The 24,022-nt window shown below is 61.0% G+C and carries 20 protein-coding genes and 1 pseudogene; 13 read left to right on the top strand and 8 right to left on the bottom strand.

What is annotated here, in order from left to right; all coding sequences use genetic code 11:
* Nucleotides 1-30: 30 nt before the first annotated feature.
* From D8M36_RS09890 to D8M36_RS09865, 6 genes and pseudogenes are all read left to right on the top strand, one after another.
* Nucleotides 31-1,773, top strand: a complete 1,743-nt coding sequence (locus D8M36_RS09890; RefSeq protein ID WP_074299730.1) for an ABC transporter ATP-binding protein — start codon at nucleotides 31-33, stop codon at nucleotides 1,771-1,773.
* A 14-nt stretch (nucleotides 1,774-1,787) separates the two neighbouring features.
* Nucleotides 1,788-3,530: an ABC transporter ATP-binding protein gene (locus D8M36_RS09885; protein WP_126848598.1), complete on the top strand. Its 1,743-nt coding sequence runs from the start codon at nucleotides 1,788-1,790 to the stop codon at nucleotides 3,528-3,530.
* A gap of 273 nt (nucleotides 3,531-3,803) precedes the next feature.
* Nucleotides 3,804-5,031 (top strand): annotated as a pseudogene (locus tag D8M36_RS09880) (IS256 family transposase).
* Between the two features lie 310 nt (nucleotides 5,032-5,341).
* On the top strand, nucleotides 5,342-7,114 hold the full coding sequence (locus D8M36_RS09875) for a DNA methyltransferase (protein WP_342342902.1): 1,773 nt from the start codon (nucleotides 5,342-5,344) through the stop codon (nucleotides 7,112-7,114).
* Between the two features lie 99 nt (nucleotides 7,115-7,213).
* Nucleotides 7,214-7,570 (top strand): ArsR/SmtB family transcription factor, encoded by a 357-nt coding sequence (locus D8M36_RS09870; RefSeq protein ID WP_238638446.1) that lies wholly within the window; start codon nucleotides 7,214-7,216, stop codon nucleotides 7,568-7,570.
* Nucleotides 7,563-8,510 (top strand): cation diffusion facilitator family transporter, encoded by a 948-nt coding sequence (locus tag D8M36_RS09865; protein ID WP_074299668.1) that lies wholly within the window; start codon nucleotides 7,563-7,565, stop codon nucleotides 8,508-8,510. The genes D8M36_RS09870 and D8M36_RS09865 overlap by 8 nt, the downstream gene beginning before the upstream one ends.
* 108 nt (nucleotides 8,511-8,618) lie before the next feature.
* On the opposite strand, the gene D8M36_RS09860 is transcribed toward D8M36_RS09865, so the two are convergent.
* The gene (locus tag D8M36_RS09860; RefSeq protein WP_126848596.1) at nucleotides 8,619-9,158 is read right to left on the bottom strand and encodes a hypothetical protein; all 540 of its coding nucleotides are present in this window, start codon (nucleotides 9,156-9,158) and stop codon (nucleotides 8,619-8,621) included.
* A 253-nt stretch (nucleotides 9,159-9,411) separates the two neighbouring features.
* Between D8M36_RS09860 and D8M36_RS09855 the strand changes: the two genes are divergently transcribed.
* Nucleotides 9,412-10,353 carry a restriction endonuclease gene (locus D8M36_RS09855; protein ID WP_074299673.1) on the top strand — a complete coding sequence of 314 codons (942 nt, stop codon included), beginning with the start codon at nucleotides 9,412-9,414 and terminating at the stop codon, nucleotides 10,351-10,353.
* A 53-nt stretch (nucleotides 10,354-10,406) separates the two neighbouring features.
* Here D8M36_RS09855 and D8M36_RS09850 read toward each other — a convergent pair whose 3' ends face one another.
* Both D8M36_RS09850 and D8M36_RS09845 read right to left on the bottom strand, forming a co-directional pair.
* Nucleotides 10,407-11,234: a phosphoenolpyruvate hydrolase family protein gene (locus tag D8M36_RS09850; RefSeq protein ID WP_074299675.1), complete on the bottom strand. Its 828-nt coding sequence runs from the start codon at nucleotides 11,232-11,234 to the stop codon at nucleotides 10,407-10,409.
* Between the two features lies 1 nt (nucleotide 11,235).
* Nucleotides 11,236-12,477, bottom strand: coding sequence for a Tm-1-like ATP-binding domain-containing protein (locus D8M36_RS09845; protein ID WP_074299676.1), 1,242 nt, complete (start codon nucleotides 12,475-12,477; stop codon nucleotides 11,236-11,238).
* A 229-nt stretch (nucleotides 12,478-12,706) separates the two neighbouring features.
* On the opposite strand from D8M36_RS09845, the gene D8M36_RS09840 reads away from it, so the two are divergent.
* From D8M36_RS09840 to D8M36_RS09815, 6 genes are all read left to right on the top strand, one after another.
* Nucleotides 12,707-13,045, top strand: coding sequence for a hypothetical protein (locus D8M36_RS09840; protein ID WP_065247011.1), 339 nt, complete (start codon nucleotides 12,707-12,709; stop codon nucleotides 13,043-13,045).
* Nucleotides 13,046-13,071: 26 nt separating this feature from the next.
* Nucleotides 13,072-14,322, top strand: a complete 1,251-nt coding sequence (locus tag D8M36_RS09835; RefSeq protein WP_065247012.1) for a hypothetical protein — start codon at nucleotides 13,072-13,074, stop codon at nucleotides 14,320-14,322.
* Between the two features lie 72 nt (nucleotides 14,323-14,394).
* Nucleotides 14,395-14,910 (top strand): hypothetical protein, encoded by a 516-nt coding sequence (locus D8M36_RS09830; protein WP_065247013.1) that lies wholly within the window; start codon nucleotides 14,395-14,397, stop codon nucleotides 14,908-14,910.
* Nucleotides 14,907-15,689, top strand: coding sequence for a hypothetical protein (locus tag D8M36_RS09825; RefSeq protein WP_074299678.1), 783 nt, complete (start codon nucleotides 14,907-14,909; stop codon nucleotides 15,687-15,689). Before D8M36_RS09830 ends, D8M36_RS09825 begins: the two co-directional genes overlap by 4 nt.
* 43 nt (nucleotides 15,690-15,732) lie before the next feature.
* Complete coding sequence (locus tag D8M36_RS09820) at nucleotides 15,733-16,113, top strand: hypothetical protein (RefSeq protein ID WP_074299680.1); 381 nt, start codon at nucleotides 15,733-15,735, stop codon at nucleotides 16,111-16,113.
* Nucleotides 16,114-16,244: 131 nt separating this feature from the next.
* Entirely contained in the window at nucleotides 16,245-18,701 is a 2,457-nt protein-coding gene (locus D8M36_RS09815) for a choice-of-anchor M domain-containing protein (RefSeq protein WP_074299682.1), read from the top strand.
* A 257-nt stretch (nucleotides 18,702-18,958) separates the two neighbouring features.
* On the opposite strand, the gene D8M36_RS09810 is transcribed toward D8M36_RS09815, so the two are convergent.
* The 5 genes from D8M36_RS09810 to D8M36_RS09790 form a co-directional block, all read right to left on the bottom strand.
* Nucleotides 18,959-19,582, bottom strand: a complete 624-nt coding sequence (locus D8M36_RS09810; RefSeq protein ID WP_016663589.1) for an ABC transporter ATP-binding protein — start codon at nucleotides 19,580-19,582, stop codon at nucleotides 18,959-18,961.
* Between the two features lie 9 nt (nucleotides 19,583-19,591).
* The gene (locus D8M36_RS09805) at nucleotides 19,592-20,809 is read right to left on the bottom strand and encodes an FtsX-like permease family protein (protein ID WP_126848593.1); all 1,218 of its coding nucleotides are present in this window, start codon (nucleotides 20,807-20,809) and stop codon (nucleotides 19,592-19,594) included.
* Entirely contained in the window at nucleotides 20,806-22,173 is a 1,368-nt protein-coding gene (locus D8M36_RS09800) for an ABC transporter permease (protein WP_074299684.1), read from the bottom strand. Before D8M36_RS09800 ends, D8M36_RS09805 begins: the two co-directional genes overlap by 4 nt.
* A gap of 257 nt (nucleotides 22,174-22,430) precedes the next feature.
* On the bottom strand, nucleotides 22,431-23,162 hold the full coding sequence (locus D8M36_RS09795; protein ID WP_065247021.1) for a FadR/GntR family transcriptional regulator: 732 nt from the start codon (nucleotides 23,160-23,162) through the stop codon (nucleotides 22,431-22,433).
* Between the two features lie 33 nt (nucleotides 23,163-23,195).
* Nucleotides 23,196-23,993, bottom strand: coding sequence for a 3-oxoacyl-ACP reductase (locus tag D8M36_RS09790; RefSeq protein WP_034371421.1), 798 nt, complete (start codon nucleotides 23,991-23,993; stop codon nucleotides 23,196-23,198).
* Between the last annotated feature and the right edge of the window lie 29 nt (nucleotides 23,994-24,022).

The raw sequence follows: 24,022 nt of genomic DNA, 5'->3' as shown, positions 1-24,022 counted from the left end.
TCGAAAGACTCGACTCGACAGGAGCCCGATGTGAGTATTTCCGTCGCCGCACTAATCCGCCCGGCCAAGGGCGCGATGGTCCTTTCCGCAGTCCTCACAGCCTTAGGCGCTATCGTCACGCTGGTGCCGTTCGTCGCCTTACACAACATGGCCGCGATCTGGCTTGACGGGCAGGTGCGCACCGGCTGGACCGGAAAGCCGTGGGTTTGGGCCGTGATAGCGGTGCTTTCGCTGTTCGTGGGCCAATTGCTCTACCTGTTTGGATTGGGTGTCACCCACGAGGCAGAAGCCAAGCTCCGACATCGGTTGCGCGGCAATGTGGTCCAAGCGCTGGGCAGTTTGCCCTTGGGTAGGGTCTCGCAGGTGCCGCATGGGGCCATCCGCAAGATGGTGTGTGACGATACCGCAGCCATCCATACTCTCGTTGCGCATGTTCCCGGTGATGTCACCAACGCCGTGGTCTCGATGGTCGTAGGCCTCGGGTATCTCGTGTGGGTCGATTGGCGACTGGCGCTCGCGCTCTTTGGAACGTGGGCCGTAGCGATCATGATCATCGTCAGCACGACCATGCGCGGCTATAGCGATATCACCAAGCGATTCGGACATGCCCAGACCGCACTGGCCGCAGCCACCGTCGAAATGCTTGAGGGCATTAAGGAGATCAAGAATTTCCAGGCCACCGATGCCACCCGAACGCGCTTTAACGCCGCCCGCCAGCAATTTTCTGCCATCTCCTTCGACTGGGTTCGTCGCTCCGGCAGAGCGATTAGTCTGCTCGGTTCGCTACTGCGTCCAGCCACGGTCTTCGTCACGGTCGCGTTACTGGCGGCGCTATTCGTCGCGCAGGATTGGAGCACGCTGTCGGCGACGCTGCCATTCTTCCTGATCGCTCCCGGCATCCCGGAGGGGTTCACGGTGCTAGTCGGTCTGATGCAGCATATCTATGAGTCGCAGCTGGCGGCTCGCACCACGGCAGAGCTGCTTTCCGAGAAACCCATGCCCGAAGGCAGCCGCACCCAAGAAGAGGGCCCAAACCCCGGCCAAGTCGAGGTCTGTGAGGTTTCCTTCTCCTACGAGCCTGACGTGCCCGTTGTGCACGGTGTCTCCTTTACGGCTGAGCCCAGAACGGTCACGGCTCTGGTGGGCCCGTCGGGCGGAGGGAAGTCCACACTGGCCCGGCTGATTGCGCGCTTTTACGACGTCAATGATGGCGTGGTACGCATCAGCGGTGTGGATGTGCGCGAGGCGAGTTTTTCGTGGCTACTTTCCCGCGTCGCGATCGTCCTACAGGACGTAACGTTGTCGAACGATTCGGTCCATACCAATATCGCGCTGTCGAAACCGTCGGCAACGCGCGCCGAGGTCGAGGCAGCAGCCCGTGCGGCATGCATCCACGATCGCATTATGCGTCTGCCCGAGGGGTATGACACCGTGCTTGGCGAGGTTGGTGGCTTCCTCTCGGGCGGTGAGCGGCAACGCATCACCCTGGCGCGAGCATACTTGCAGGATGCGCCGATCTTGATTCTCGACGAGGCCACCGCGCAAGCAGACCCCCAGTCGGAGCGTGCGATCCACGAAGCGCTCAGCACCTTGGCATCCGGGCGCACGGTGATCATCATCGCGCATCGACTCGCCACCATCCGAGACGCCGACCAGATCCTCGTGATTGAGGACGGCCACATCACTCAGCGTGGTAGGCACGAGGACTTGGTCGACCAAGCGGGGACCTATAGCGAGATGTGGCGGGCCCAAGAACTCCATTACATGGCCTAAGGAGAGACACGCTCATGTGGAAACTAATGATCAGGGTCGTCAACAGGGCCGAGTTGCGTACGTTGGTGGGCTGGTTCGCCTTCTCCGCTGTCCTACAAGGCATCACACTGGCGTTGATGATCCCCTTCCTTCGGGCATTATTCTCCCGCTCTGAAACCCTTGGCACCTGGCTCGTCGTTGTTGCCATCCTCGGCGCGATCACGGTGACGGTCGACACCTTCGCGATGTACCGCTCCTATCGGATCAGCGTCTATGAAGTATGCGATACCTTAATTGATCGCGTAGCAGATCATGTCTTGCAGCTGCCGCTTGGGTGGTTTAATGCCAAACGCGAAGCGGACGTGGCTAATGCGACATCCAAGGAGATCAACACACTGTCGCATCTGGCATCAATGGTGATCCCGAACCTGTGCAACGCCTTCATCGTGCCGTTGGTGATGCTCGTTGCTACCGCATTCATTGAGTGGCCGTTAGCTGTGGTCATGGCAGTGTCGATCTTGCCGTTTATTCTCACGTGGCGGAAAATGTCGGCGGCAACAACCAGAGCCAATGACATGGAAGACCGTACCTCGGCCGCCGCAGCCGGCCGGTTGATTGAGTTCGCCAGGCTACAACCGGTGCTTCGAGCCACGGGTGCCGCGACGTCGTGGGACCCCGTACAAGAGACTCTGCAAGCCGACTCTGAGGCGACGTTGGCCGGGCTTCGGATCAAGGGCCGACCTGCCCAAGGATTCAACCTCATCGCTAACGTGACTTTCGCGGTGGTGCTCGCCTTGGGGCTGTCGTTCGTGACCGGAGCGCGTCTGGACCCGATTGCGTATCTGGTGATCGCGGCGGTCAGTGCGCGCATGCTGCTGCCGCTCACAAAAGCCGCGCTCTACGCATCTGAGGTCGATAACGCCGCAGTAGCGTTGCGCCAGATGGGAATAATCCTTGATGCCGCGCCACTTGCCGAACCTGATTCCGAGCAGGCACGGGAACCGCGTGGGACGTCGATTGAATTCCGAGGAGTGTCGTTTTCCTACGAGTCAGGCCGGCCTGTCCTAGACGATATCTCGCTCACCGCCCCGCAGGGAGCAGTCACCGCACTAGTGGGGCCGTCAGGGGCCGGGAAGTCGACGATCTTGCGTCTCACCGCAAGGTTTTGGGATGTCGACGCCGGTAGCGTGACCATCGGCGGGGTGGACGTGCGCGAGATTCCAACCACGCGGATCATGGAGCTGACCTCGATGGTGTTCCAGGACACCTACCTGTTTGACACCACGATCCGGGAGAATCTGCGGATTGCCCGTCCCAATGCGACGGACGCCGAGTTGGAAGAAGCAGCTCGCAAGGCGAGACTTGATCGGGTGATTGAGGCGCTGCCTCACGGTTGGGATACCGAAGTGGGGCCTGCCGGGCAGAGCCTGTCTGGAGGTGAGCGCCAACGAGTGGCAATCGCTCGGGCATTCATCAAGGATGCTCCGATACTGCTGCTCGACGAGATTACCTCGGCGCTGGACGGCGAGAATGAATCGGCGATTAGCGACGTCATCAGTCAACTATCTGAGGGCCGCACTGTGATCGTGGTAGCGCACAGACTATCCACCATAGATAGCGCCGATCAGGTGGTCTTCCTCGAACCCTTAGCGGACGGTGCTATCGTCGCCGAAACCGGCACGCCTAAGGAATTGTCTAGTCGGCCCGGACGGTTCCACGATTTCGTGGCTGCCGCCGATACGTCGTCTCGTTGGCAGCTGAGACACACCTCAGATTAGCGGACGCGGTCCCGGTGCCAGGCGCCAAGCCCTAAACCCACAGCTCGAATCGGAGTACCTCGACACGTTTGGCACACGTGGTGCTGTCGCGAACATGGCGCTAGTGGGATCATGTGCGAACAGCATCTCGCTGATGAGCGAGGGCGCTACTAATCACCAAGGGAGTTGAGTCCCTCATAGTGGTGTAGCGGGGTGGTCGTGCTGGACAGCAGGGCGGTCACCGCGTGATCCTCGAGTTTCGTCCCCTACAACTCACTCGCGAAAGGCCACACGATGACCGCTACCCATATTGTCGACCCTGCCGGGCTGCTTGGCGAACTGCTTGCCGAGGCGTCACCTGTTGCAGACTGTGATCAACGAGTTGCTGTCTGCGGATGCTGATGCGGTTGCAGGTGCCGAGTACGGCCGCCCAGATCCTGACCGACGGGCCCAGCGCAACGGCTACCGCCACCGGCCTCTCGATACCCGTGTTGGGACCTTGGACATCGCGGTCCCGAAACTACGCCAGGGCACCTATTTCCCTGAGTGGCTGCTGGAGCGTCGCAAGCGCGCCGAGTCCGCATTGATCACTGTTGTTGCCGACTGCTATCTCGCTGGAGTCAGTACTCGCCGGATGGACAAGTTGGTCAAGACGTTGGGAATCGACCGGCTGTCGAAGTCCCAGGTCTCTCGCATGGCCGCCGAGTTGGACGAGCACGTCGCCGAGTTTCGACACCGCCCACTAGGCGATGCTGGGCCGTTCACGTTCGTGACCGCCGACGCGTTGACGATGAAAGTTCGCGAGGGAGGTCGTGTGGTCAACGCGGTCGCCATGCTCGCGACCGGGGTCAACGCCGACGGGCATCGCGAAGTCTTAGGGATGCGGGTCGCCACGAGCGAGACCGGCCCGGCCTGGAACGAGTTTTTCGCCGATCCGGTCGCCCGAGGACTGTCCGGGGTCCGGCTGGTCACCTCCGACGCCCACCAAGGCATCGTGGAAGCGATCGCGGCGAACCTGCCCGGTGCCGTCTGGCAGCGTTGCCGCACTCACTACGCCGCGAACCTGATGAGCATCACTCCCAAGAGCTTGTGGCCGGCGGTCAAGGCCATGCTCCACTCCGTCTATGACCAGCCTGACGCCGATGCTGTTCACGCCCAGTTCGACCGGCTACTGGACTACACCGCCGAGAAACTCCCCGACATCGCAGACCACCTCGATGCCGCCCGCGCTGACATTCTCGCGTTCACCAGCTTCCCGACCGAGGTCTGGCAGCAGATCTGGTCGAACAACCCCACCGAACGGCTGAACCGCGAGATCCGGCGCCGCACCGATGCGGTTGGGATCTTCCCAAACCGGGAAGCGATTGTCCGGCTCGTCGGCGCCGTCCTGGCCGAGCAAACCGATGAATGGGCAGAAGGCCGCCGCTACCTCGGCCTGGAAGTCCTCGCCAAGAGCCGCCTCAACCTGATCACCACACCCACAACCACGACCGATGCCGACATGCCCGCACTCGCAGGCTAAAACCCCAAACGAGAGGAAAACACCGTTACACCACTACAAGGGACTTGACCCCCAACTTGCTAAAAGCTTTGTAGTTGACTAGGAGTGCGGATGGTCGTCGGCCCACCTGCAAGAACGAATAGCAAGCGGTATCGTCTACAGGTAGAGGTGCTACCCGCATCATTTGTCGAGACCCCGCGTCTATTCTTGCGCGCGAGATCCCGACTGGTTCACCCCCTCTACGGATGCCAGCCGGGTAGTGACGTGCCAGATACTCAGCGGTACAGCAGGCTAATCTCCAAACGTCCGCGGCAGCCGGAAATCCCAGTTCATAGCCGGTATCGAAGCTGTTCGATGGCCCTGCTCCGCACTGGGGTCTTGTATCCATCGTGACCAGTTGTGCGACCCGGCGTGTGGCTGCGGAAACTTCCTCATCATTGCCTACCGCGAGCTGCGCGCCCTCGAATTGAAGATTCACGAGCGGCTCCAGGAGTTGAACAGCGGCGGCGTTCAGTTGGACCTCATGGCCGAGGATCTTGTGCGCGTGCGGCTTCGCCAATTCCACGGCATCGAGATCGAGGAGTGGCCCGCGATGATTGCCCGCACCGCTATGTTCCTCATGGAACATCAGGCAAACCAGGCCATGATCCTCACCCTCGGCTATTCGAAGCCGATGCGTCCCCCCCAAGACGCCGCCCAGATCACCGTTGGCAATGCCCTTCGCCTTGACTGGCGAAGGCTCTTGCCCGTGGGCTCGGATACGTTCATCATGGGTAACCCGCCGTTCATTGGGCAGTACACAAAGGCAGCGGATCAAACCGAGGATATGAAGCTCGTGTGGGGGGACCTTTACGACGGTTACCTCGATTACGTGACCGCTTGGTTCAAAAAGGCGAGTGATTTCTTCCGTCCCGTGACCGGCGGCCGCTTCGCATTCGTGTCCACGAACTCGATCGCGCAAGGACAGGGAGTCGCGCCACTGTTCGGCCCGCTTTTCGACGCCGGCTGGCGCCTCCGCTTCGCCCACCAGACCTTTGCGTGGCAAAGCGAAGCACCCGGAAGTGCCGCCGTTCACTGCGTGATCACCGGCTACGACAAGCACGAACGCAGCGCCCCACAACTGTTTACCTACGACAACGTCAAGGGCGAGCCAAAGCAGGTTCCCGCGAGGCAGATCAATGCCTACCTCGTGGATGGACCGAATCTTCTCGTAAGTAAACGAACCAAGGTTCTTAGCCCGATGCTGTCGAGGGTGAGTTTTGGGACCATGCCGGCGGATGGGGGCAACCTCATCGTTGAGTCTGGCGAGCACGCCGCAGTCGCGGCAGACCCCATCGCAGCGAAATATCTACGAGAGTTTCGTCAAGGTCGCGAAGTTGTTCGAGGGCTTGATCGTTGGTGCCTGTGGATGGCCGATGAAGATTTTGAACCGAGCGACATTCAGCGTTCGCCGGTACTGAAGGAACGGGTCGAAGCCTGTCGTGCATGGCGGTCACAGCAATCTACGGGCGGTGATGCGTACAAGCTTCGCGATACGTACAAGCTTCGCGATACTCCGCATTTGTTCCGGGGGAATAAACACCGACCGCTCGTTCCGTACGTAGGGATCCCCGCGGTGGTTTCGGAAACCAGAAACTTTTACACCGTGCAACATCTCCCGGAAACAGTTATAGCCGGGAACCAACTTTTTACTGCCGAGGACCCAGATGGCTTCCTCTTCGGCGTGATCTCCTCGTCGATGTTCATTACGTGGCAGCGCGCGGTAGGTGGGGCGCTCGAGTCCCGTTTGCGCTTCTCGAACACCGTCGTGTGGAACAACCTTCCGCTTCCAACCGTCGGACCGGAACTGCGCGAGAAGGTCATCGAGGCTGGCAAGGGCGTGATCGCGGCGCGTGAGCTGCACCCCGAGCGCTCCCTCGCCGAGCACTACAACCCCCTCGCGATGAGCCCCGCGCTTCTCAAGGCCCATGCCGCCCTCGACCGTGTCGTGGATAAAGCCTTCGGCGCGAAGAAGCCGCTCCACTCGAACGAGGAACGCCTCGCCCTCCTCTTCGAGCGCTACGCTGAGATGACCGCCGCTGAAAACGAAGGCTCGCGGCGGTAGTGCTTTTGCGGGCGTCAAAGCGCGACTTTGGCGGTCGCGGCGGCTTCTGCCGATCGACCCTGCATGGCTAACATCGACTAAAGGCGATATTATCGATCCATGGCGATGTATATGGGTGAAGAAACCTCCCTCGAAGAACGTGAGAACTGGGTGACTCTCTTTAAGAGTCTCGCCGATGGCCATCGGCTTCAGATCATCCAGCATTTGCTGTTAGGCGAACACCGCGTGACGGACCTCGTCGAGCACGTGGGTCTTGCGCAATCGACAGTGTCAACGCACGTGGCCTCGCTGCGAAAAAGTGGGCTCCTCGCAAGCCACACGCATGGCCGCGCGACGTACTACACCTTGGCGCATCCCGAGGAAACGAAGACGCTTCTCGCGGCGGCAAAGGCCTTCTTCGACGGCACCGAAAAACTGAGGCAAACCTCGCAGCCGGAGAGCACGAGCCATGACTAAACCATCCGTGTCGCACAGGCGCAAGCACTCTCACGAAGCACACGACCACAGCATCTCTGCCGACGCCGACCGCACGACTCTGTGGGTGGCCTTGATTGTGCTGAGCGTCTTTATGGTCGCCGAAGTCATCGTCAGCCTCCTGACCGGCTCCCTCGCACTGCTGTCGGATGCCGGGCACATGCTGTCCGACGTCGGAGCGATCGGGCTAGCGCTATGGACCATTCGCCTCGCCGCTCGGCCTGCCCAAGGGGCGTGGACCTGGGGCCTCAAACGCGTGGAAACCATCTCCGCCGCGGTCAACGGCATTACGCTCCTGATCGTGGCTGGAGTCATCGCTGTGGAGGCAGTCGGGCGTCTGTTCGAACCACCCGAGGTCGACGGTGGCCCCGTGCTCATCGTTGCCCTGGTCGGGGTGGTCGTGAACATCGTCGTCGCGTGGTTGGTTGCTCGCGCCAATCGCTCAAGCCTCAATATCGAAGGTGCCTACCAACACATTCTCACAGACCTCTACGGCTTCCTCGGAACCATTGTTGCCGCGCTCATCATCATGGTGACCGGGTGGACTCTTGCCGATGTCATTGCGTCCCTTCTGGTGTGTGCCCTCATGGTGCACGCAGCGTGGAATCTCTTGCGCGCCGTCGGCCGAATTCTGCTCGAAGCAGCCCCGGAAGGAATTGACCTCGAGGAAGTCATCACCCACTTTCTTGAACTTCCCCACGTGCAGCGCGTGCATGACCTGCATGTGTGGAGCGTCGCGAGCGACCTGCCGGCACTATCAGCCCACATTGTTGTCGACGACGAGTGCTTTACCGACGGACATATTCCCGAATTACTCGGCCAAGTGCAGCACTGCGTCGCGGGACATTTTGACGTTGAACACTCCACCTTCCAGTTCGAGCCGCCTCATCACGGGTCAAAAGAACTCTCCGTTCACCCTTGAGCCGGCAAGGAGCACTGATCCGGCACTCTCCCGAGCAACGGAAGGGGTGCCTGCAAGCAAAGTTCCTCCTTGGCGAACGAGATGAGCGTGAACTTGAGTGCCTGGGCTCTATAGATAATCGCGAAAGTCCGCCAGTTCCTGGCCGACGCGAGAGATGTACGTCGGCAGCGCCATGCCTGTCATTGACGAGTAGTGAGTGATCCGAGCGACCTGAGTGCCATCTCCGCAACACTCCCGAAGTGCGCCCAGGGATGCGGGATCATGAAGTGCTCTGAAGGCCTCTGCACCAAGACCAATGATGAGTGGGTCGTGGCTACCGAGGGTTTGGAGTTCCTTGCACAGGCCCTCGATCTGCTCGCGCACGAAGCGTGGATCCCGTAGAAGCGTGTTGATGGGCATCGACTTGCTGCTTCGGAACGGCGCGAGCGTACCGTTTCGCATTTTCACGAGATCGGTAATGTACGCGCCCTCGAGTCCATTGCCTTTGCATGCCTCACGTAGACGCCTATCGCTTGTGCGACCACACTCTTCATGAAAACTGGCGAAGCTTAAGCGATCAGTGACGGCGGTGATGCCCGCCGCTCTCTCGGCAAAGTTGAGGGCGACGAGTACAAGATCTGTGCGTAGCGAGGGGAGCTCGGTATCCAAGTGGTGTTGGCTTCGCACGCCTGCGAAAGTTCGAACGACGGAATCGAGTATTAGCTGCGGAGCCCGGATGGGGTCGGGGTGCCAAGTCGATTCATTCCACACGGCCCAACTCCCGCAGAGACCGTATCGGGTGCGCATCAATTCGTAAACGTCGTAGTCCATTGACGGGCACCTCGATGGTTGAGTCTTCTGTTGGTTGGCTCTCAGGGTAGCGTTGGACGAAACCAGCCCCAATTTCGTAAGGACCATCTCTATGGCCACCGATCGCATCCCCACCATTGACGAGTTCCGCCCGGTTGTACTAACCGTTCTTGCTGATGGTGAAGACCGCCGATTTGGTGAGCTCTGCGAACTCGTTGCCGACTTCGTTGGACTGAGTACTCAGGCGCGAAGCGAAAAAGTTGATTCTGGCGATTCTCGATACAAGAACCGCATCGGCTGGGCGTGCTCAGCCATGACTAAGGCCGGACTGCTCGAACGCCCGAAGCGAGGAACCTATCGCATCACCCCCAACGGGCTGACGGTTGCCAGCCGCAAGCTTGCGACTTATACGGAAAAGGATCTTGCGGAATGGCACGCGTGGCGGGAATACCAGAATGAGGTCGCTGCGCGTAGGTCTGCTGATGAATCCTCTGCTATTCCGGTGTCCGAGATCGAACAGGCGACCGATCCGGTCGAGGCCATCGCTACGCGCACACGTGACTTCAACGCTCAGGTTGAAACCGACCTCCGGAAGCGCCTCCAGGAAAACTCGCCAGAGTTCTTCGAAAAAGCCGTCATCGACTTGTTGTGGGCAATGGGCTACGGCGGCGATTATGGCGAGAAGCAGCATGTTGGGCGCTCGGGCGATGGCGGGATTGATGGCATCATCCACCAGGATGCCCTCGGCCTTACGAATGTCTATATCCAGGCGAAGCGCTACGCGGATACCAACAGGGTGGGAGAACCCGAGATCCGTAACTTCATCGGCTCTCTCGATGCACAGGGTGCCAACCTCGGTGTATTCATCACGACCTCAACATTTCTAGACCGAGCGAAAGTTACCGCTGCCGGTTACCGTCACGGGCGGATCGTGCTGATCGACGGCTTGCGCCTCACGAAGCTGATGCTCGCCTACGGCGTCGGCGTCGAGAAGGCCCACGAGTTCACGCTCTATTCCGTGGACGAGGACTACTTCGAAGAAGATATGCAGTAGAAAGGCCCGCCAAGCGTTGCCGCGCAGCGGGCCGAGAGGCAAGGGCAGAGCTCTTACTTGGAGAACGTGATCTGCGTGAACTTCTCCGTCTGCTCGCGGATGCCCGTTTCGGTTGGAAAGCGCTCGATAGAGGAAGCACCGTAGAATCCGACGATGCCCTCCGTGTTGTCGAGGATGTACTGGGCGTCCTCGGGATTCGCGATGGGGCCACCGTGGCACAGGCACAGGATGTCCGGGTTGACGCTGCGAGCAGCATCGGCAAGTTCCTGAACCTTTGTCGCTGCCTCTTCGAGGCTGAGCGCGGTCTGCGCCCCGATCGTGCCCGAGGTCGTGAGGCCCATGTGGGGCACGAGAATATCGGCGCCTGCAGCGGCCATTTCTTTCGCCTGTTCGATGTCGAAGACGTAGGGGGACGTGAGGAGATCTAGCTCATTCGCCATGCGAATCATGTCGATCTCGGGGCCAAAGCCCATGCCGGTTTCCTCGAGATTCGCGCGGAAAACACCGTCGATGAGGCCAACCGTCGGAAAATTCTGTACGCCCGCGAAACCGATTTCTTTGACCTGCTTCAAGAAATGCGGCATCACGCGGAACGGATCCGTGCCGTTCACGCCCGCGAGCACAGGGGTGTGCTTCACAACAGGGAGCACCTCGTTCGCCATCTCCATGACGATGCCGTTCGCGTCGCCATAGGCGAGAAGGCCCGAAAGGGAACCGCGGCCCGCCATGCGGAAACGGCCGGAGTTGTAAATGACGAGAAGATCAATCCCGCCGGCCTCCGCCGACTTCGCTGAAATGCCGGTACCGGCACCGCCGCCGATAATCGGCTTGCCGCTCGCGACCTTTGCGCGCAGCGCTTCAAGGATTTCTTTGCGGGACATGTCAGTTCTCCTTCTTTCCCGATTGGTTGCGGATAAGTTCGTGGAGGCGCTCGGCCATCGCGCGGCCGAAGCCCTCGTCATTGATGGCACAGTCTTGCTCGTGAACGGCAACGGTGCTGCCGTCGAGGCTCTTCTTCACGGCGTCAAAAAGTGCGGTATCTGCTTCGAGGTCATGGAAGGGGCCACCCTCAACATCGATGCCACTCAAGCCTTTTGTGGGAATGAAAAGCTCGGTGGGCCCCTTCGCGGCAGCAAGCTTTGTGCCGATGCGGCGACCCAGTTCTTCTGCCTCGGTGGGGGAGGTGCGCATGAGAGTGACCGTCGGGTTGTGCACGAGGAATGTGCGGCCCTCAAATTCGCTCGGGACCGAGTCTTTTGGACCGAAGTTCACCATGTCGAGGGCGCCAAGACTTACCACTTGCGGCGTTCCCGTACGGCCCGCCATCTCGAGCCGGTCGGGTCCGGCACTGAGCACTCCGCCCACAAGATCGTCGGCGAGTTCCGTTGTCGTCAGGTCGCACACGCCAACAATCAATTCCGACTCGATGAGCTTTTCCATTGCCCGGCCGCCTGTGCCGGTCGCGTGAAACACGAGCACTTCGTAGCCGAGATCCGAGAGAGTCTTGCGAGCCTCATCTGCTGCGGGAGTGGTGAGACCGAACATCGTGAGTCCCACGAGAGGGCGGTGCTCAACAGGGGCTCTCTTCGTGCGTGCTTCGAATTCCTTCGCCATTCCTGCGATTGCTGCGGCCGCATTGCCGAGTACCATCGCAGAAATCGAGTTGATGCCGGCAACATCCACGACCGAATACATGAGTGTCGTGTCGGTTTCGCCGACGTATGGAGAAACATCTCCCGACGCCATTGTCGACACCAGCAGCTTCGGGAAACCAACCGGGACTGCCTGCATCGCCGGTGCCGCGACTGACGACCCACCGGAGCCACCGACCGCAAGAAGACCGTGAATGCGGCCCTCTTCCGCGAGCTTCTGCACGATCGTGGCGGCACCGCGACCCATGACCGCCATCATTTCTCCGCGGTCGCGGCGCTCCCTAAGCTTCGCGGCATCCTCGCCGGCGGCCTCGATAACTTCGTCGGAAGAGACATCCGCGAAATCGGCCGTGGAAAACGAGCCGACGTCGACGGCGAGCACGTTGACTCCCAATTCTGTGAGACGCCCTTTCAGCCAGGCATAGTCTTCGGCTTTTGTATCGAGCGTTCCTACCAAGGCAATGGTCGTCATTATGCACTCCTTCGTCATCGACTTCTTCCACGGTAGATCTCTGGGATGGGCACTGGCTAGGAAGCCACCTCCTCAGCCGGCCCTTACGGTTTCGAGACCACTCATGGGCTACGCGTACATGTGTGGCTAAGAACGCCCAGGTTCGTTATCAGTCCGTGATGTTTACTGGGGCACGTACGAAAATCCCGAAGAACGTGTACGTGAAGGATTGAGAAAACGGGGGATCGACATGCACTACGACATCGACGACAGGGCAGCCCAGGCCACTATCTCGCAAACGGCCGGAACCGTCTCAGAAATCGAATCTGCCGACACGAACCTGAAGGATGATGCGTCGAGTTTGGGGGGCAGGCTCACGCACAGCCCTAAAACGGCGGCCGCCCTCACGGGTGATGTTGCCACCGCCTTTGAGGCAGCGGGTGAAGCCCTCGTGGGGATGGTGAACAACAACCTCCAGTCGTCGTCGGATGCGGTGAAGTCGTACATCGATGGTGACAACCAGATGTGTACGCTCGCCGATGCGGGACGGCAGCAGGCCTACGTGACCGACATGCCCGGCATCAACTAAGCACGATCGACGAGTGAGGAACAGCAATGATTTTTGATGTCCCAGAGATCGAAAGCCCGGCAGTCGTCGCTTCTGGCGCGGCCGATATCCGTACCGCCGGCGAAACGGTCGAGAAAAGAATGAAGGACACCGCGGGCGCATGGCAGCCCATCCGTGGCCAGTATGATGCGCCCGAGGCTGCTCAAGTTCATCAGGCAATGGACACGCCCGAGCAGATGGCAGCTGAAGTGAAGGCATCCGCAGGACAAATTGCCGCCCGACTCGATGCCTACTCGGTTGAATTAGATCTGCTGCAGGCTCGCAAGGCTAAGCTTGAAATCGAAATTGCGCAGTTCGTCTCCGAAAAATTGGCCGCTACTGTTGGTCTCCCTGGAGCCAGCGCAGCGCTCGCTGCTCGCGAAGCCGAATTGCACGAGAAGTGTCGACAGCTCAGGCTGGATCGTGATCACGCCGACCAGGATTGTGCCGGCTCGATTAGCGGCATCGTAGAAAGTACCGGCGATGCCATAGGCAAGAAGTTTCTCAGGGCTATTACCCGCGGCAACGATATTGAAGGTGACGCTGGAACAGGTCTTCAGGGGCTTAAGCTCGGTACCGATTTTTACAAGTACCGCAGCATGAGCTTTTTCTATGCCAACGGTACGATTGAAATCAAAGAGGATTGGGCGCCAAAGTACCTGAAGAGACTTGCTGGTAAAGGTAAGTTCGGTAAGGGGCTCGTCAAAGGTCTTACAGGCTGGGACGCGAGCAATGTTGTGGATCCGAAAGCCGTTCTTCCGGAAAGCAATCCGCTGAGTCCGCTGGCAAAGCCAACGACCGCCACCGGAACTCTTCAGGCGTTTGTGGCGCGCAGTACGCTCAAGCTCCAGGGTGAGTCATCGCGAGTCCCACACAAACACAGCCAGGCCGTCACCGACGGAAAATGGAAGAGCATCAAGGGAACCGCAAAGTTCATGTCGAAGTCCGGAAACTACATCGGCGCCGCCGCTGCCGGTGTGGATTCATGGCAGACGGACTCTCACGTAAACCCGGACATGGGTAATGTGCAAAAGGGTGCGCGTGCGGGTGCCCTCGCTACCGGCGCGGGGGTTGGCGGCTGGGCTGGTGGCAAGGCCGGCGCGGCCATGGGCGCCGCGATCGGCTCCTTCGGCGGCCCGATTGGTACCGTGGCGGGCGGTGTTGTCGGCGGCATCATCGGCGGTGTCGCTGGTGGCTCGGCAGGTAGCTGGCTAGCGAAGAAGGGCAACGAAAAATTCCTAAGCCAAGGCATCAAGTAACACCCAGAAATCGCTGATGAACAGCGGTTTTCATAGAGTGTGTGAGTGGACGAAAAGACGTTAGGAGGGGCAATGCCCGGATCTGGCGAGGCAACACCCGCGGAAGTGACGACCTATACCCACCCGGACATGGTCGTCGACGTGTACGCACCGCGAGGGTGGGAGGAAGATACGTCCGGGGCTGACCGGGGACTCTTCATCTACCTTTCGGATGATGTGTGGAACGAGCAATTTCGCCCGAACATCGTGCTCATCCAGAGGGAGGCCGAGCCGGGAACCGAGTCGCTCGACAAGCTCGCGGCCACCCAGGGGGAAGTCGAGGATTCGTTCGGCGAGCAGCTCGACGAGTACCGGCTGCTGCACTTGGGCGAAGACACCGTCGGCCTTCAGGGCGTGCCCGGGCTTCAGCGGATCGCGTCGTATCAAAATCCCGACGGCATTCCGCTGACGATGTTCCAGTGGATCGCGGTGCACAATGGCACGCACGTTGACCTCACGATCACCTACCCCACCGAGCTCCTGGGCGAGCGCGCGCAGCTCATCCTCAACATGGGGCATGGCCTGCTGTGGAAGGAGTCGGCGAAATGACGGAGCACAACACCAAGGGCAGCGAGAACACCGGGGTGGAACTCGGCTTCGAAAGCTTCATGATGCTGCTTGAGAAGGGGGTCCCGAGCGACGGATCCGAAGTCGTTGACGTCAACGACCGGGTCGTCGCGAGCGATCACCACGTTGCCGACGGCACCGAGGCCATCTGGGACACCCTTAAAAATCATCGCTACCAGCTCACGATCACCTCGATCGCCGGCAACGGCGCGGAGGACAACCGTTTCCTGTGGCTCGGCCCGAACGGGTGTGTGAGCGCCCAGACCGTGCTCACGAGCGAAGTCTCCACTCCGCCGAGCTTCGTGCTGAAGTCCCACCCTCTTTCGAGCCGCTACACCGTGCTGTTCGACCTCACGGACCTCACTCCCATCGCGGAGAAGGACGTTACGTCAACCGAAGCGGTGCAGATCGAAGCGGAGGCCTGGGAGAACCTGGTCCTCGAGCCCGGTGAGGAACGCAAGCATCACAAGGCCCAGCAGGATGTGGCCGAAGCACTCGGCGCGATCTCCCAGGATATGGCGAGCGACATCACCCAGGGCCTCTACGAGCAGGTGGTCGTGGCATCTGAGAAGCAAACCGACACTGGCTCGGCACCGATCGCAACGGTGTGGGTGGCAACCCCGCACGGCTACGTGTCGTTCTTCTCGGAGCCGCGAAAACTCTTCGGTAGCTCCCACTACCTCGAGCCAACCGAGGCGTGGGTGCTGTTCATGATGGCCTCTCATCAGCTTCCGAGCGCTCAGCAGATTTCTACTTGGTGAGCTGCGGAAAATGGCGCCAGCTACCTGAGAGACGCGTGCTCTCATGAAAATTCTGCTGTGGACCCTCATCTTCGTTGTCACCACGGCGATCTTTGCGTTCTACATGTTTCACGTGCGCTACCAGGAAAACGCCGAGTGGTACGACGACTACCGTGAGATCCCCAACCTGTGGATTCTGCCCTATTGCACGCCCGTGCTTAGCGTGGGTGCGCTCCAGATTATCTACGACGAGCTGGGGGGTCCGGGAGGCGCATTCGTGGCTGAGCCGCTGCGGATCCTCGGGATCATCACCGTATTCATGATCCCCATTGGCATTCTCGGCGGCGTCGGCGTGCCGCTGCCGTGGCCGCTTGCACCGCGCTGGGTCGTGGAGCGCCGCAAGAAGGACCGCGCCGCACGAAAGCGCACCACCTCCGGCGCATAAATCCCTCGGGTCGGAGTTCACTCGCGTAGTGCCTAGTAGTCGTTGTGCCCACCTCTAGCGTCGATCAGGTGGCGGCGGGGCGCCGGTAGCTGTACTGTAAATGAGAACAGTTACCATTCGAGGAGGGGTTCATGCGGATTCTCCGCTCCACCTGCGCCACGCTCGCGGCTTTCACGCTCGCCCTTGCGCCCGCCTTCGCGGGGCCCGACGGCGACCGTACGGTCCAGACGAACGCGCACATCGACGCGCCCAAGGTCTTTTGGGACAAAGACGCCAAGACATTCCAGATCAACTCCCAATCCAACGGGAAAACTCTCCCGCTGGACAAGACCACCAACTGGGTTGGACGTGGCTACAAGGACGACGGCACGCAAAGCTACATCTTTGACGTGACGAAGGATCCGCGCCTCGCGTTCCTCGGAAAGGAAGGCGACCACCTCTACATGGCGCCCCACAGCCCCGGGCCAGGCAACACCCCGATCTGGTCCGGCTTCGGCGCCGACACAGCAGTGCCCATCGAAGAGTTTCAGGACGAGAACTTCACCATCGAGCTGACTGGCTTCAACGGCCCCGGCGAGATGAACATGTTCAACTACTCGAGCTACGGCAACCTGCCGGTCACGCACCTGTTCTCCTCGCATGACAAGGTCTCACGCGCTGTGTGGCTCGACCCGGGCACGCACACCCACAACTTCACGACCTTCACGAAACCAGGCCGGTACGAGCTCACCTACGAGGCGAGCGCCCGGAAGTCCGACGGCACCTTCACCGCCTCGAAGCCCACCACACTGGTGTGGCGCGTGGGCGGCACCAACCCCGCCGACGAAAAGCTCGGCGACGTCAAGACGGCCTACGACAAAGCCGCTGGAGTGACCGGTGAATCCACCCCGACCTTCACAATCGCCCCGCACACGGGCAAGAAGAAGGACGGCGACGAGCGCCTCACCGACCTCACCTTCGATGCCGGTAACGCCGAAGCCGAAGGCACCGTCGTGTTCTACATCGACGGCTACCACCTCGCCGAAGTGCCCGTGAAGGGCGGCAAGGCCACGTGGAGCGAGATGATCGGCTCGCAAAAGTCGACCTTCCAGGCCGTGTTCGTGCCCACGAAGGGCGCTGCTCGCTGGGTGAGCGCACCGCTCACCTCGAGCACTGGCCAAGCGGCCACGTCAACGAAGGACGCGGGCGACTTCCCCACGGAAACCCCCGACACTGTCGCAACCGGCTTCCCCAAGGGGGAGGTGAAGGTCAGCTCACGCGACGTTTCGGTGAGCGCGAAGGCTGGCAAGAACGACACCCTGATGAAGCTCTCCACGAAACCTGCCGACGACTCCCTCACCTATCACGTCTCCGGCGGGTTCTACGAAAAGGGCTCCCAGTTCGCGACGTGCGACGTTGATGTTGTCAGCGGCCCCGGCCGCCGCAGCTTCGATATCGACCGCGAAGCATGCATGGGCGACCAGTATGATCTCCGCCTGACCCTCGAGCCGCTTCCGCGTGCCGCCATCGGCAACACTGAAGTCGCGGACTTCGGGCCCGTGAGCGCGAAAGGGAAGGAAATCTCGACCCAGTTCTCCGAGCACGGCGCAACGGGTACCCCGGACGCGCCGGAAGGCGGAGATGCGTCGGACCCGGGCGCCGGGGATGAAGGGGCCGACGGTTCCCTCCTCAACACCCCCGTGACCATCAACAACGGGCACGTGGACCTGCGCGTCATGGACGTCGACGGAAGCTTCTCTGTCGCCCTCGGCGACGACTCGCGCCAGCACGCGAAGAAGTCCGTCACTCGCACAATCGACTCGGTGACGCTCGAGGTCACGAAGCTCGCGAAGGCGACGCGCGGCGGCAACATCCTTGCCGACAAGAGCTACGACGTGCTCGGCCCGAAGGGCAGCGAGCTGTACATTCTCCCGCAGGCCCAGCAGCAGGGGCGCGTGTGGCCGGGCTTCTCGAGCGAAGAACTCGATCGCGACAAATACCCCGAGGGGGCGACGATGACGCTCACCCCCGTGAGCGCCCCCGAAGGCGGTAAGTGGTTCGCGTACACCGAGAACCTCGGCACGATCCAGAAGATGTACGCCACGAGCGAGAAGGCTTCCGACATCCCGCTTCCGCCCGGCACCCACATGCACACCGCGTGGGCCTTTACGAAGCCGGGTACGTACACGATCGACGTCACGGCGCACGCTAAGCAGGCGAGTAACGGCGAGCGCAGCGCCGAGAGCGGGGAGGCTACCGCGCAGACCCAGCGCCTCACCTTCGTTGTGGGCGAGCAGCCGGGCGGCGATCAGGGCGATGCGGAGGGCCAGGTGCCGTCGAGCGAAAACCCGGCCCAGCCAGCTAACCCCGCTGGCGATGCCGGTGCCGCCGATGGGACCGGAGCCGAAGGCGGTTCCGCGGGTGCCGGTGCCTCGGATGCCGGTAGCAGTGCTCCCGCGGCTTCCGACGCCGGTGCATCCGATGCAGGCGGCGACGATCTGCTGAGCGGCCTCCCGCGCACCGGCGCGAGCGTTGGCCTGACCGTTGCTGTCGCGAGTGCGCTCGCGGCCGGCGGTGCGGCACTCACGAGGCGTCGCAAGAACAGCTAACCGCTCACAACTGCAGAAAAGGGGCTCGCGCTTCTCCAGGGAGGCGCGGGCCCTTCCTCCTGCCTCTCCCCGTCCCACTCCTCTTGCCTCTCCCCGTCCCACATCATGAAGAAAAGCGGGATTTGGCGCTGTGCCGGGCCGGGCGCACCGCCGAATCTTTATAAAGAGTGACGGCATTTCGGGGAGTCGAGAAAGTGGCGCCACCTGGGAAGCCCAGAAGGTGGCGCCACCTGGGGGCATCGAGAAGAGGGCCGCCTCTAGACGAGGGTTCGCTTCGTGAGGCGCAGCTGCACGTCGGCGCATTCCGCGACCCGCTTCGAGTGGGTCACGACGATCACGCACTTACCGGCTTTTGCCGCGCCCCGCAGAATCTCGATCACCTCTTCCGCCGTGTCCTCGTCAAGGTTGCCCGTGGGCTCGTCCGCGAGAATCACCGGCGCCTTCGATACGAGCGCACGCGCAATCGCCACGCGCTGCTGCTGCCCACCCGAAAGGCGAAGCACATTGCGGGTCGCCTGGTCCTTCGTGAGACCGAGGTTTTCGAGGCTTTCGACGCCTGCCTTCTTATCCACGAGACGAAGGTTTTCGAGCGGAGTGAGGTAGTCGATCAGGTTGTAGTTCTGAAACACGAGAGAGATCTGCTCGCGGCGATGCTTCGAATACCCCGTCTGTGCGATATCGGTTCCGTTGAACCGCACCGTGCCACCGGTGGGCGCTTCAAGGCCCGCAAGGAGGCTCAACAGAGTGGATTTTCCGGCACCGGAGGCGCCGACAATCGCGTAGAGCTTCCCGAGCTCAAAGGTTGTCGAGACATCCTCGAGAACCCGGCCGCGAGACTGTTCGTAGGTGTAGCTAACGTGATCAAGGTGAAGAATGCTCATGATGTGCTCCTAGCTCATAGAGGCGAGAATGGACTTCGGGCTGCGCCGAAAAACAGGAATGAGAACCGCTGCGACAGCAATGGTGACGATGAGGGCGCCGATGCCAAGCGCGGCCAGGGCCGCGAGTGGACTCGCGGAAGGGGAGAGGGCTTCGAGAACCGGATCGTGAGAGTGAGCCAGGAGAGCCTCGCTCACGACATTCGTCGCGAGGAACCCCAACCCGAGTGCGAGCACCGCTGCGACGGCTACGAGCGCACAAATCTCCGCGAGGAACTGACGAAGGATGCTCCCCTTCGACCTGCCAAGGGAGAGCAGAATCCCGATCTCGTGAAGGCGGCCGCGCGCCCAAAACGCGAGCACGAGCACGAGCACCGCAATGCTCACTCCGCTCAGTCCAAGAACGAGCCACGTGAGAAGACGTTCCACGCCTGCGATCGACGCAAGGACGGTGCGAAACTGCGCCGAATTATCCTCGAGGCTCAGGTGCGGGCGAGCCTGATGCGCCTTCGTGAGCACAGCGGGAAGCGCCTCAGCGCTCGCGGTGCTGTATCGCGCGAGGGTCAACGACGCCGGATCGGTCAGGGGCGACATATCGTCGGCCGCGGCGAAAATACGGTTCTCGGCGGCGCCCGCAGGAAGGCCTGACGGGTTCTCCGCGCGACCGCTAAAGATGCCGGTCACGACGAGACGCACGAGCTTGCCGTCACGCACGAGCGTGATCGCGCTTCCCACTGAAAGATGGTTCTGCGCCGCAAAGTCCTTGTGCACGAGGGCGCCGTGCGACGAAGACTTCAGGTGCTCGCCCTGCTCAAGCGTGAAGAGCTTGCCTTGAAACAGCGGATTCAACTGCGAATTAGTCGTCGCCGTCGCCGTCATTTCATTTGCGAACTCCGGGTCAAGCTGCACCGCCCCGGCCGCCGAGACGGGACGGTGACCTTTCGGTTTCACGAGAAGATCCGTCTCGTACGCACTTGAGGTTACGCCGGGAAGTTTCGCGAGAGCGTCGGCATCGGTGTGGGCGAGGCTGGCGTCGGAATTCTGCGCCGTGAAACCAGCCCCGACGTTCCGATCGATCGCGCCACTAATATCGCCCATCGTGGCGCGCACGCCTGATTGCGCCACGAGCCCCGTGAAAATCAAGGTCATGAGCAGGAGAAGAATGATGCTGCGTGCGGGGCGCCTGCGCAGTGAAAGAACGGCGAGACGCGCCGAAGAAAGGCCTCTCATTTGAGTGCCACCAAAAGCTTTTTCGGAGCCGTGCGAAGCATCGGGAGTGCGGCGAGCAGCACGCACACGATAATGACGACGGCCGCTGCGATCGCGACGTAAGCAACATCCTGATTGCCGAGGCTTACGTGCAATGAATCGAGAGTTTTAAGCGCGCTCGACGATTCGAGATCGGCGCCGGCCTGCTGCCCGGGAGCAAAACCATTCTGCGCAGAAGAATTGACGCTTCCCAGCACCGAAGAGCCAATAGATTGTGCGATCAACGTGCTCACGAGATACGAGAGTCCGATCGCCGGAATGGCGATGAGCCCGAGCTCCATCCAGTACTGGCGCAGCATTCCGCCCTTGGTGGTGCCCACCGAAAGGAGCACACCCGTTTCCTTCTTGCGTTCACCGAGCCACAGGAACAGCATGAGGCTCAAAAGCGCAATGGCCAGGACAAAAGTCGCGACCTTCGCGCCGTTCATGATCGAGCGAACGCCATCAACCGCACCGGTGATGCCCGCGAGATACTGCGTCGAAGGGGCGAGCTGATAGTTGCGCCAGTCGATGCCGAGACGGCTCGCCTCCTCCGCGACCGCCTTGAGCTCAGCGCCCTTCTTCACGAAGAAGTTAGCGTCCTGATAAATCTCGGTCTTTGCCGTCCAGCCATAGAGCTCGCGCGTCGTGTCAAGATCCGTGAAGAGCGTATTGGCAAAAAGCTCGCTGCGCTGGGCGACTGGCCTCGGGTTATCTCCCGAAAAAAGGCCGACGATTTCCGTTGTGACCTCGGTCGTGGACTTGTTCTGGTTATCCACATCGAATTGGTTGCCCTTCACGGTGATCTCATCGCCCACCTTGAGGCCGTTCGCCTTCGCGAGATCCTCGTGAATGAGAGCCTTGTGCGAGTCCCCGCTGCGCAGGTGGCGGCCTTGCGTGAGGGTGAGAGCCCCACCGCGGAAGCTATTTTCCAGCTCAGAGCCGTTCACGCCCCACACGTTCGCGGCGTTCCCGAACTGTTTTTCCTTCTGCTCGTCGTACTCGTGGTGATCGAGCTTCTTGACGTTCGCGCCCACGAGATCCGCCGTGACGTTCTGGCGAGCGACGTAGCTCTCGACGTCCTTCAGCTTCGCGATCTTCTCGATATCCGCACCCTTCACGGTGCCGGCGCCGCGGGGTGTTCCCTGATTGAACTGCGGGTTGTTTTGCAGCACGAAACCCGCACCCGTGCGCCGATCAACCTGTGCTCCCGCCGCATCGGCGGCGCGCGTCACCGAACCGGTAACCATGAGCGCCGACATCATCGCCGCGAAAATTCCCAAAATAATGAACGACTTGACGCGTTGACGTGAAACGTAGCGCCAGGCCCGGCCGAAAGACGACACGGAACGATCCTTTCCAGAAGGCAACATAAGGTGTTTGAGCCGCCACGTAACAGCGTGCGGCAACGACGAAAGAACCTAACGAAGCAGTCTGGAATGGTTCCCAGCTTGAGGTGGGAAACGCCGGTGAAATCGGCATGTCCTCGGGGAAAACTCCGGGATTGAAATGGGTAAAAGGTCCCGAAAAAGGCCCGTTTCCAGCGAGAACGCGGGCGATCCCGGATCAATCCCCTAAAACGCCGCGGGGAAGTGAGCGGCGACTAGTCGAGGAAGCCTCGCAGGAGCGCCTCGGTTCCCGCGAGGTGCTCCTCCATCTCGACTGAGGCCACATCTGGCCGCCCTCGAAGAATGGCCTGGACGATCCTTTGATGCTGCTCGCACGAATGCTCAATATTGGGCTGGAGCAGGGGAATCTGGTCAAGGAGTTCGTTGACCCGCATGCGGATATCGGCGAGAACTGGAACGAGAGAGGGAGCGTCAACGAGCTCCCCCATGAGCAGGTGCAGGCGGGTGTCATACACGCGGTAGTCGGCCAGATCGGCAGCCTGGCATTCCTCGTGGGCGCGCCACAGCCGTTCGCGGCTTTCGCGTGGAAGCTCCTGGTGGGCGAGTCTGCGCACGATCCCCACTTCGACAACCGCTCGAAGGGCGAGTGTGTCGATGATGGACGCGACTCGGCTCGAGGTCTCCGAAAGCGCGCTCGAAGTGGGAAGCGGATTTTTTGCAAACGTCCCGCCGTAGCGGCCCCGTTTCGCTTCGAGGTAACCCGCCTCAACGAGAGCAGAGATGGCCTCGCGCACGGTGTCGCGCGACACCCCGAGCATCGAGGCGAGCTCGCGCTCCGGGGGAAGTTTTTCCCCCGGAGCAACGAGTCCAAGTTTGAGCGATTGAACAAGCCTGTGCACGGTCCCCTCGAAAGCGTTCGAGGCTGCTCCGGGTTTCAAAAGAACCCAGGAGTTCAGCACGGGGGCGGGATCAGGCAGATCAGTCATCGCTCAACATCTTGTCACAAGTGTCGCGGCGGCTCAGAGTGGCGTGACGTAGGCGGCACTGAGGCCACCGTCGACGAGGAAAGTGGACGCCGTGATGAAGGAGGCGTCGTCACTCGCCAGGAACGCGACGGCGGCCGCAAGCTCCTTTGCGTCACCGAATCGCCCAACGGGAACGTGCACGAGTCGACGCTGCGCACGCTCCGGATCCTTGGCGAAAAGCTCCTGAAGGAGGGGAGTGGCGACGGGCCCCGGGCACAGGGCGTTGACGCGAATGCCCTGACGGGCGAACTGCACGCCGAGCTCGCGCGTCATAGCGAGCACCCCACCCTTCGAGGCGGTGTAGGAAATCTGTGAGGTTGCCGAACCCATCACTGCCACGAAACTAGCCGTATTGATGATCGACCCGGACTGCTGCTTCGTCATGTGGCGAAGCGCTGCGCGCGAGCACAGGTAGACCGACTTCAGGTTGACGTCCTGCACCTTCTCCCACGCGGGAAGCTCGGTCGTCTCAATCGAATCGTCATCCGCTGGCGAAATCCCGGCGTTGTTGAAGGCAATGTCGACCGAGCCGTACACGCGAGCTGCTTCGTCAAACAAGTGGTTGACCTGCTCTTCGCTCGTGACGTTCGTTTCGACGAAGAGGCCGCCGACCTCTTTGGCAGCCGCCTCTCCGTTTGTCGCATCGAGATCGCCGATGACGACCGTGGCGCCTTCGGCCGCGAATCGGCGCGCGGTTGCAAGCCCGATACCGGAGCTGCCGCCCGTAATCACGGCAACCTTGCCCTTCAATCGTTGGGTGAGATCAATCTTGTCGATAGTCGTCTCTGACATGTCAAAACCTTTCTACAAGGGGTGGATGT

This window comes from Dermabacter sp. HSID17554 (assembly GCF_003989295.1).
Classification (GTDB): Bacteria; Actinomycetota; Actinomycetes; order Actinomycetales; family Dermabacteraceae; genus Dermabacter; species Dermabacter vaginalis.
The sequence above is the reverse complement of the archived record's forward strand: the minus strand, read 5'-3'. Positions and strand labels throughout refer to the sequence as shown.

Bases quoted from the DNA above. Each gene is read 5' to 3' on its own strand.
- D8M36_RS09885 (WP_126848598.1), top strand. From the start codon at position 1,788: ATGTGGAAACTAATGATCAGGGTCGTCAACAGGGCCGAGTTGCGTACG.
- D8M36_RS09870 (WP_238638446.1), top strand. From the start codon at position 7,214: ATGGCGATGTATATGGGTGAAGAAACCTCCCTCGAAGAACGTGAGAAC.
- D8M36_RS09865 (WP_074299668.1), top strand. From the start codon at position 7,563: ATGACTAAACCATCCGTGTCGCACAGGCGCAAGCACTCTCACGAAGCA.
- D8M36_RS09855 (WP_074299673.1), top strand. From the start codon at position 9,412: ATGGCCACCGATCGCATCCCCACCATTGACGAGTTCCGCCCGGTTGTA.
- D8M36_RS09850 (WP_074299675.1), bottom strand. From the start codon at position 11,234: ATGTCCCGCAAAGAAATCCTTGAAGCGCTGCGCGCAAAGGTCGCGAGC.
- D8M36_RS09845 (WP_074299676.1), bottom strand. From the start codon at position 12,477: ATGACGACCATTGCCTTGGTAGGAACGCTCGATACAAAAGCCGAAGAC.
- D8M36_RS09840 (WP_065247011.1), top strand. From the start codon at position 12,707: ATGCACTACGACATCGACGACAGGGCAGCCCAGGCCACTATCTCGCAA.
- D8M36_RS09835 (WP_065247012.1), top strand. From the start codon at position 13,072: ATGATTTTTGATGTCCCAGAGATCGAAAGCCCGGCAGTCGTCGCTTCT.
- D8M36_RS09830 (WP_065247013.1), top strand. From the start codon at position 14,395: ATGCCCGGATCTGGCGAGGCAACACCCGCGGAAGTGACGACCTATACC.
- D8M36_RS09825 (WP_074299678.1), top strand. From the start codon at position 14,907: ATGACGGAGCACAACACCAAGGGCAGCGAGAACACCGGGGTGGAACTC.
- D8M36_RS09820 (WP_074299680.1), top strand. From the start codon at position 15,733: ATGAAAATTCTGCTGTGGACCCTCATCTTCGTTGTCACCACGGCGATC.
- D8M36_RS09815 (WP_074299682.1), top strand. From the start codon at position 16,245: ATGCGGATTCTCCGCTCCACCTGCGCCACGCTCGCGGCTTTCACGCTC.
- D8M36_RS09810 (WP_016663589.1), bottom strand. From the start codon at position 19,582: ATGAGCATTCTTCACCTTGATCACGTTAGCTACACCTACGAACAGTCT.
- D8M36_RS09805 (WP_126848593.1), bottom strand. From the start codon at position 20,809: ATGAGAGGCCTTTCTTCGGCGCGTCTCGCCGTTCTTTCACTGCGCAGG.
- D8M36_RS09795 (WP_065247021.1), bottom strand. From the start codon at position 23,162: ATGACTGATCTGCCTGATCCCGCCCCCGTGCTGAACTCCTGGGTTCTT.
- D8M36_RS09790 (WP_034371421.1), bottom strand. From the start codon at position 23,993: ATGTCAGAGACGACTATCGACAAGATTGATCTCACCCAACGATTGAAG.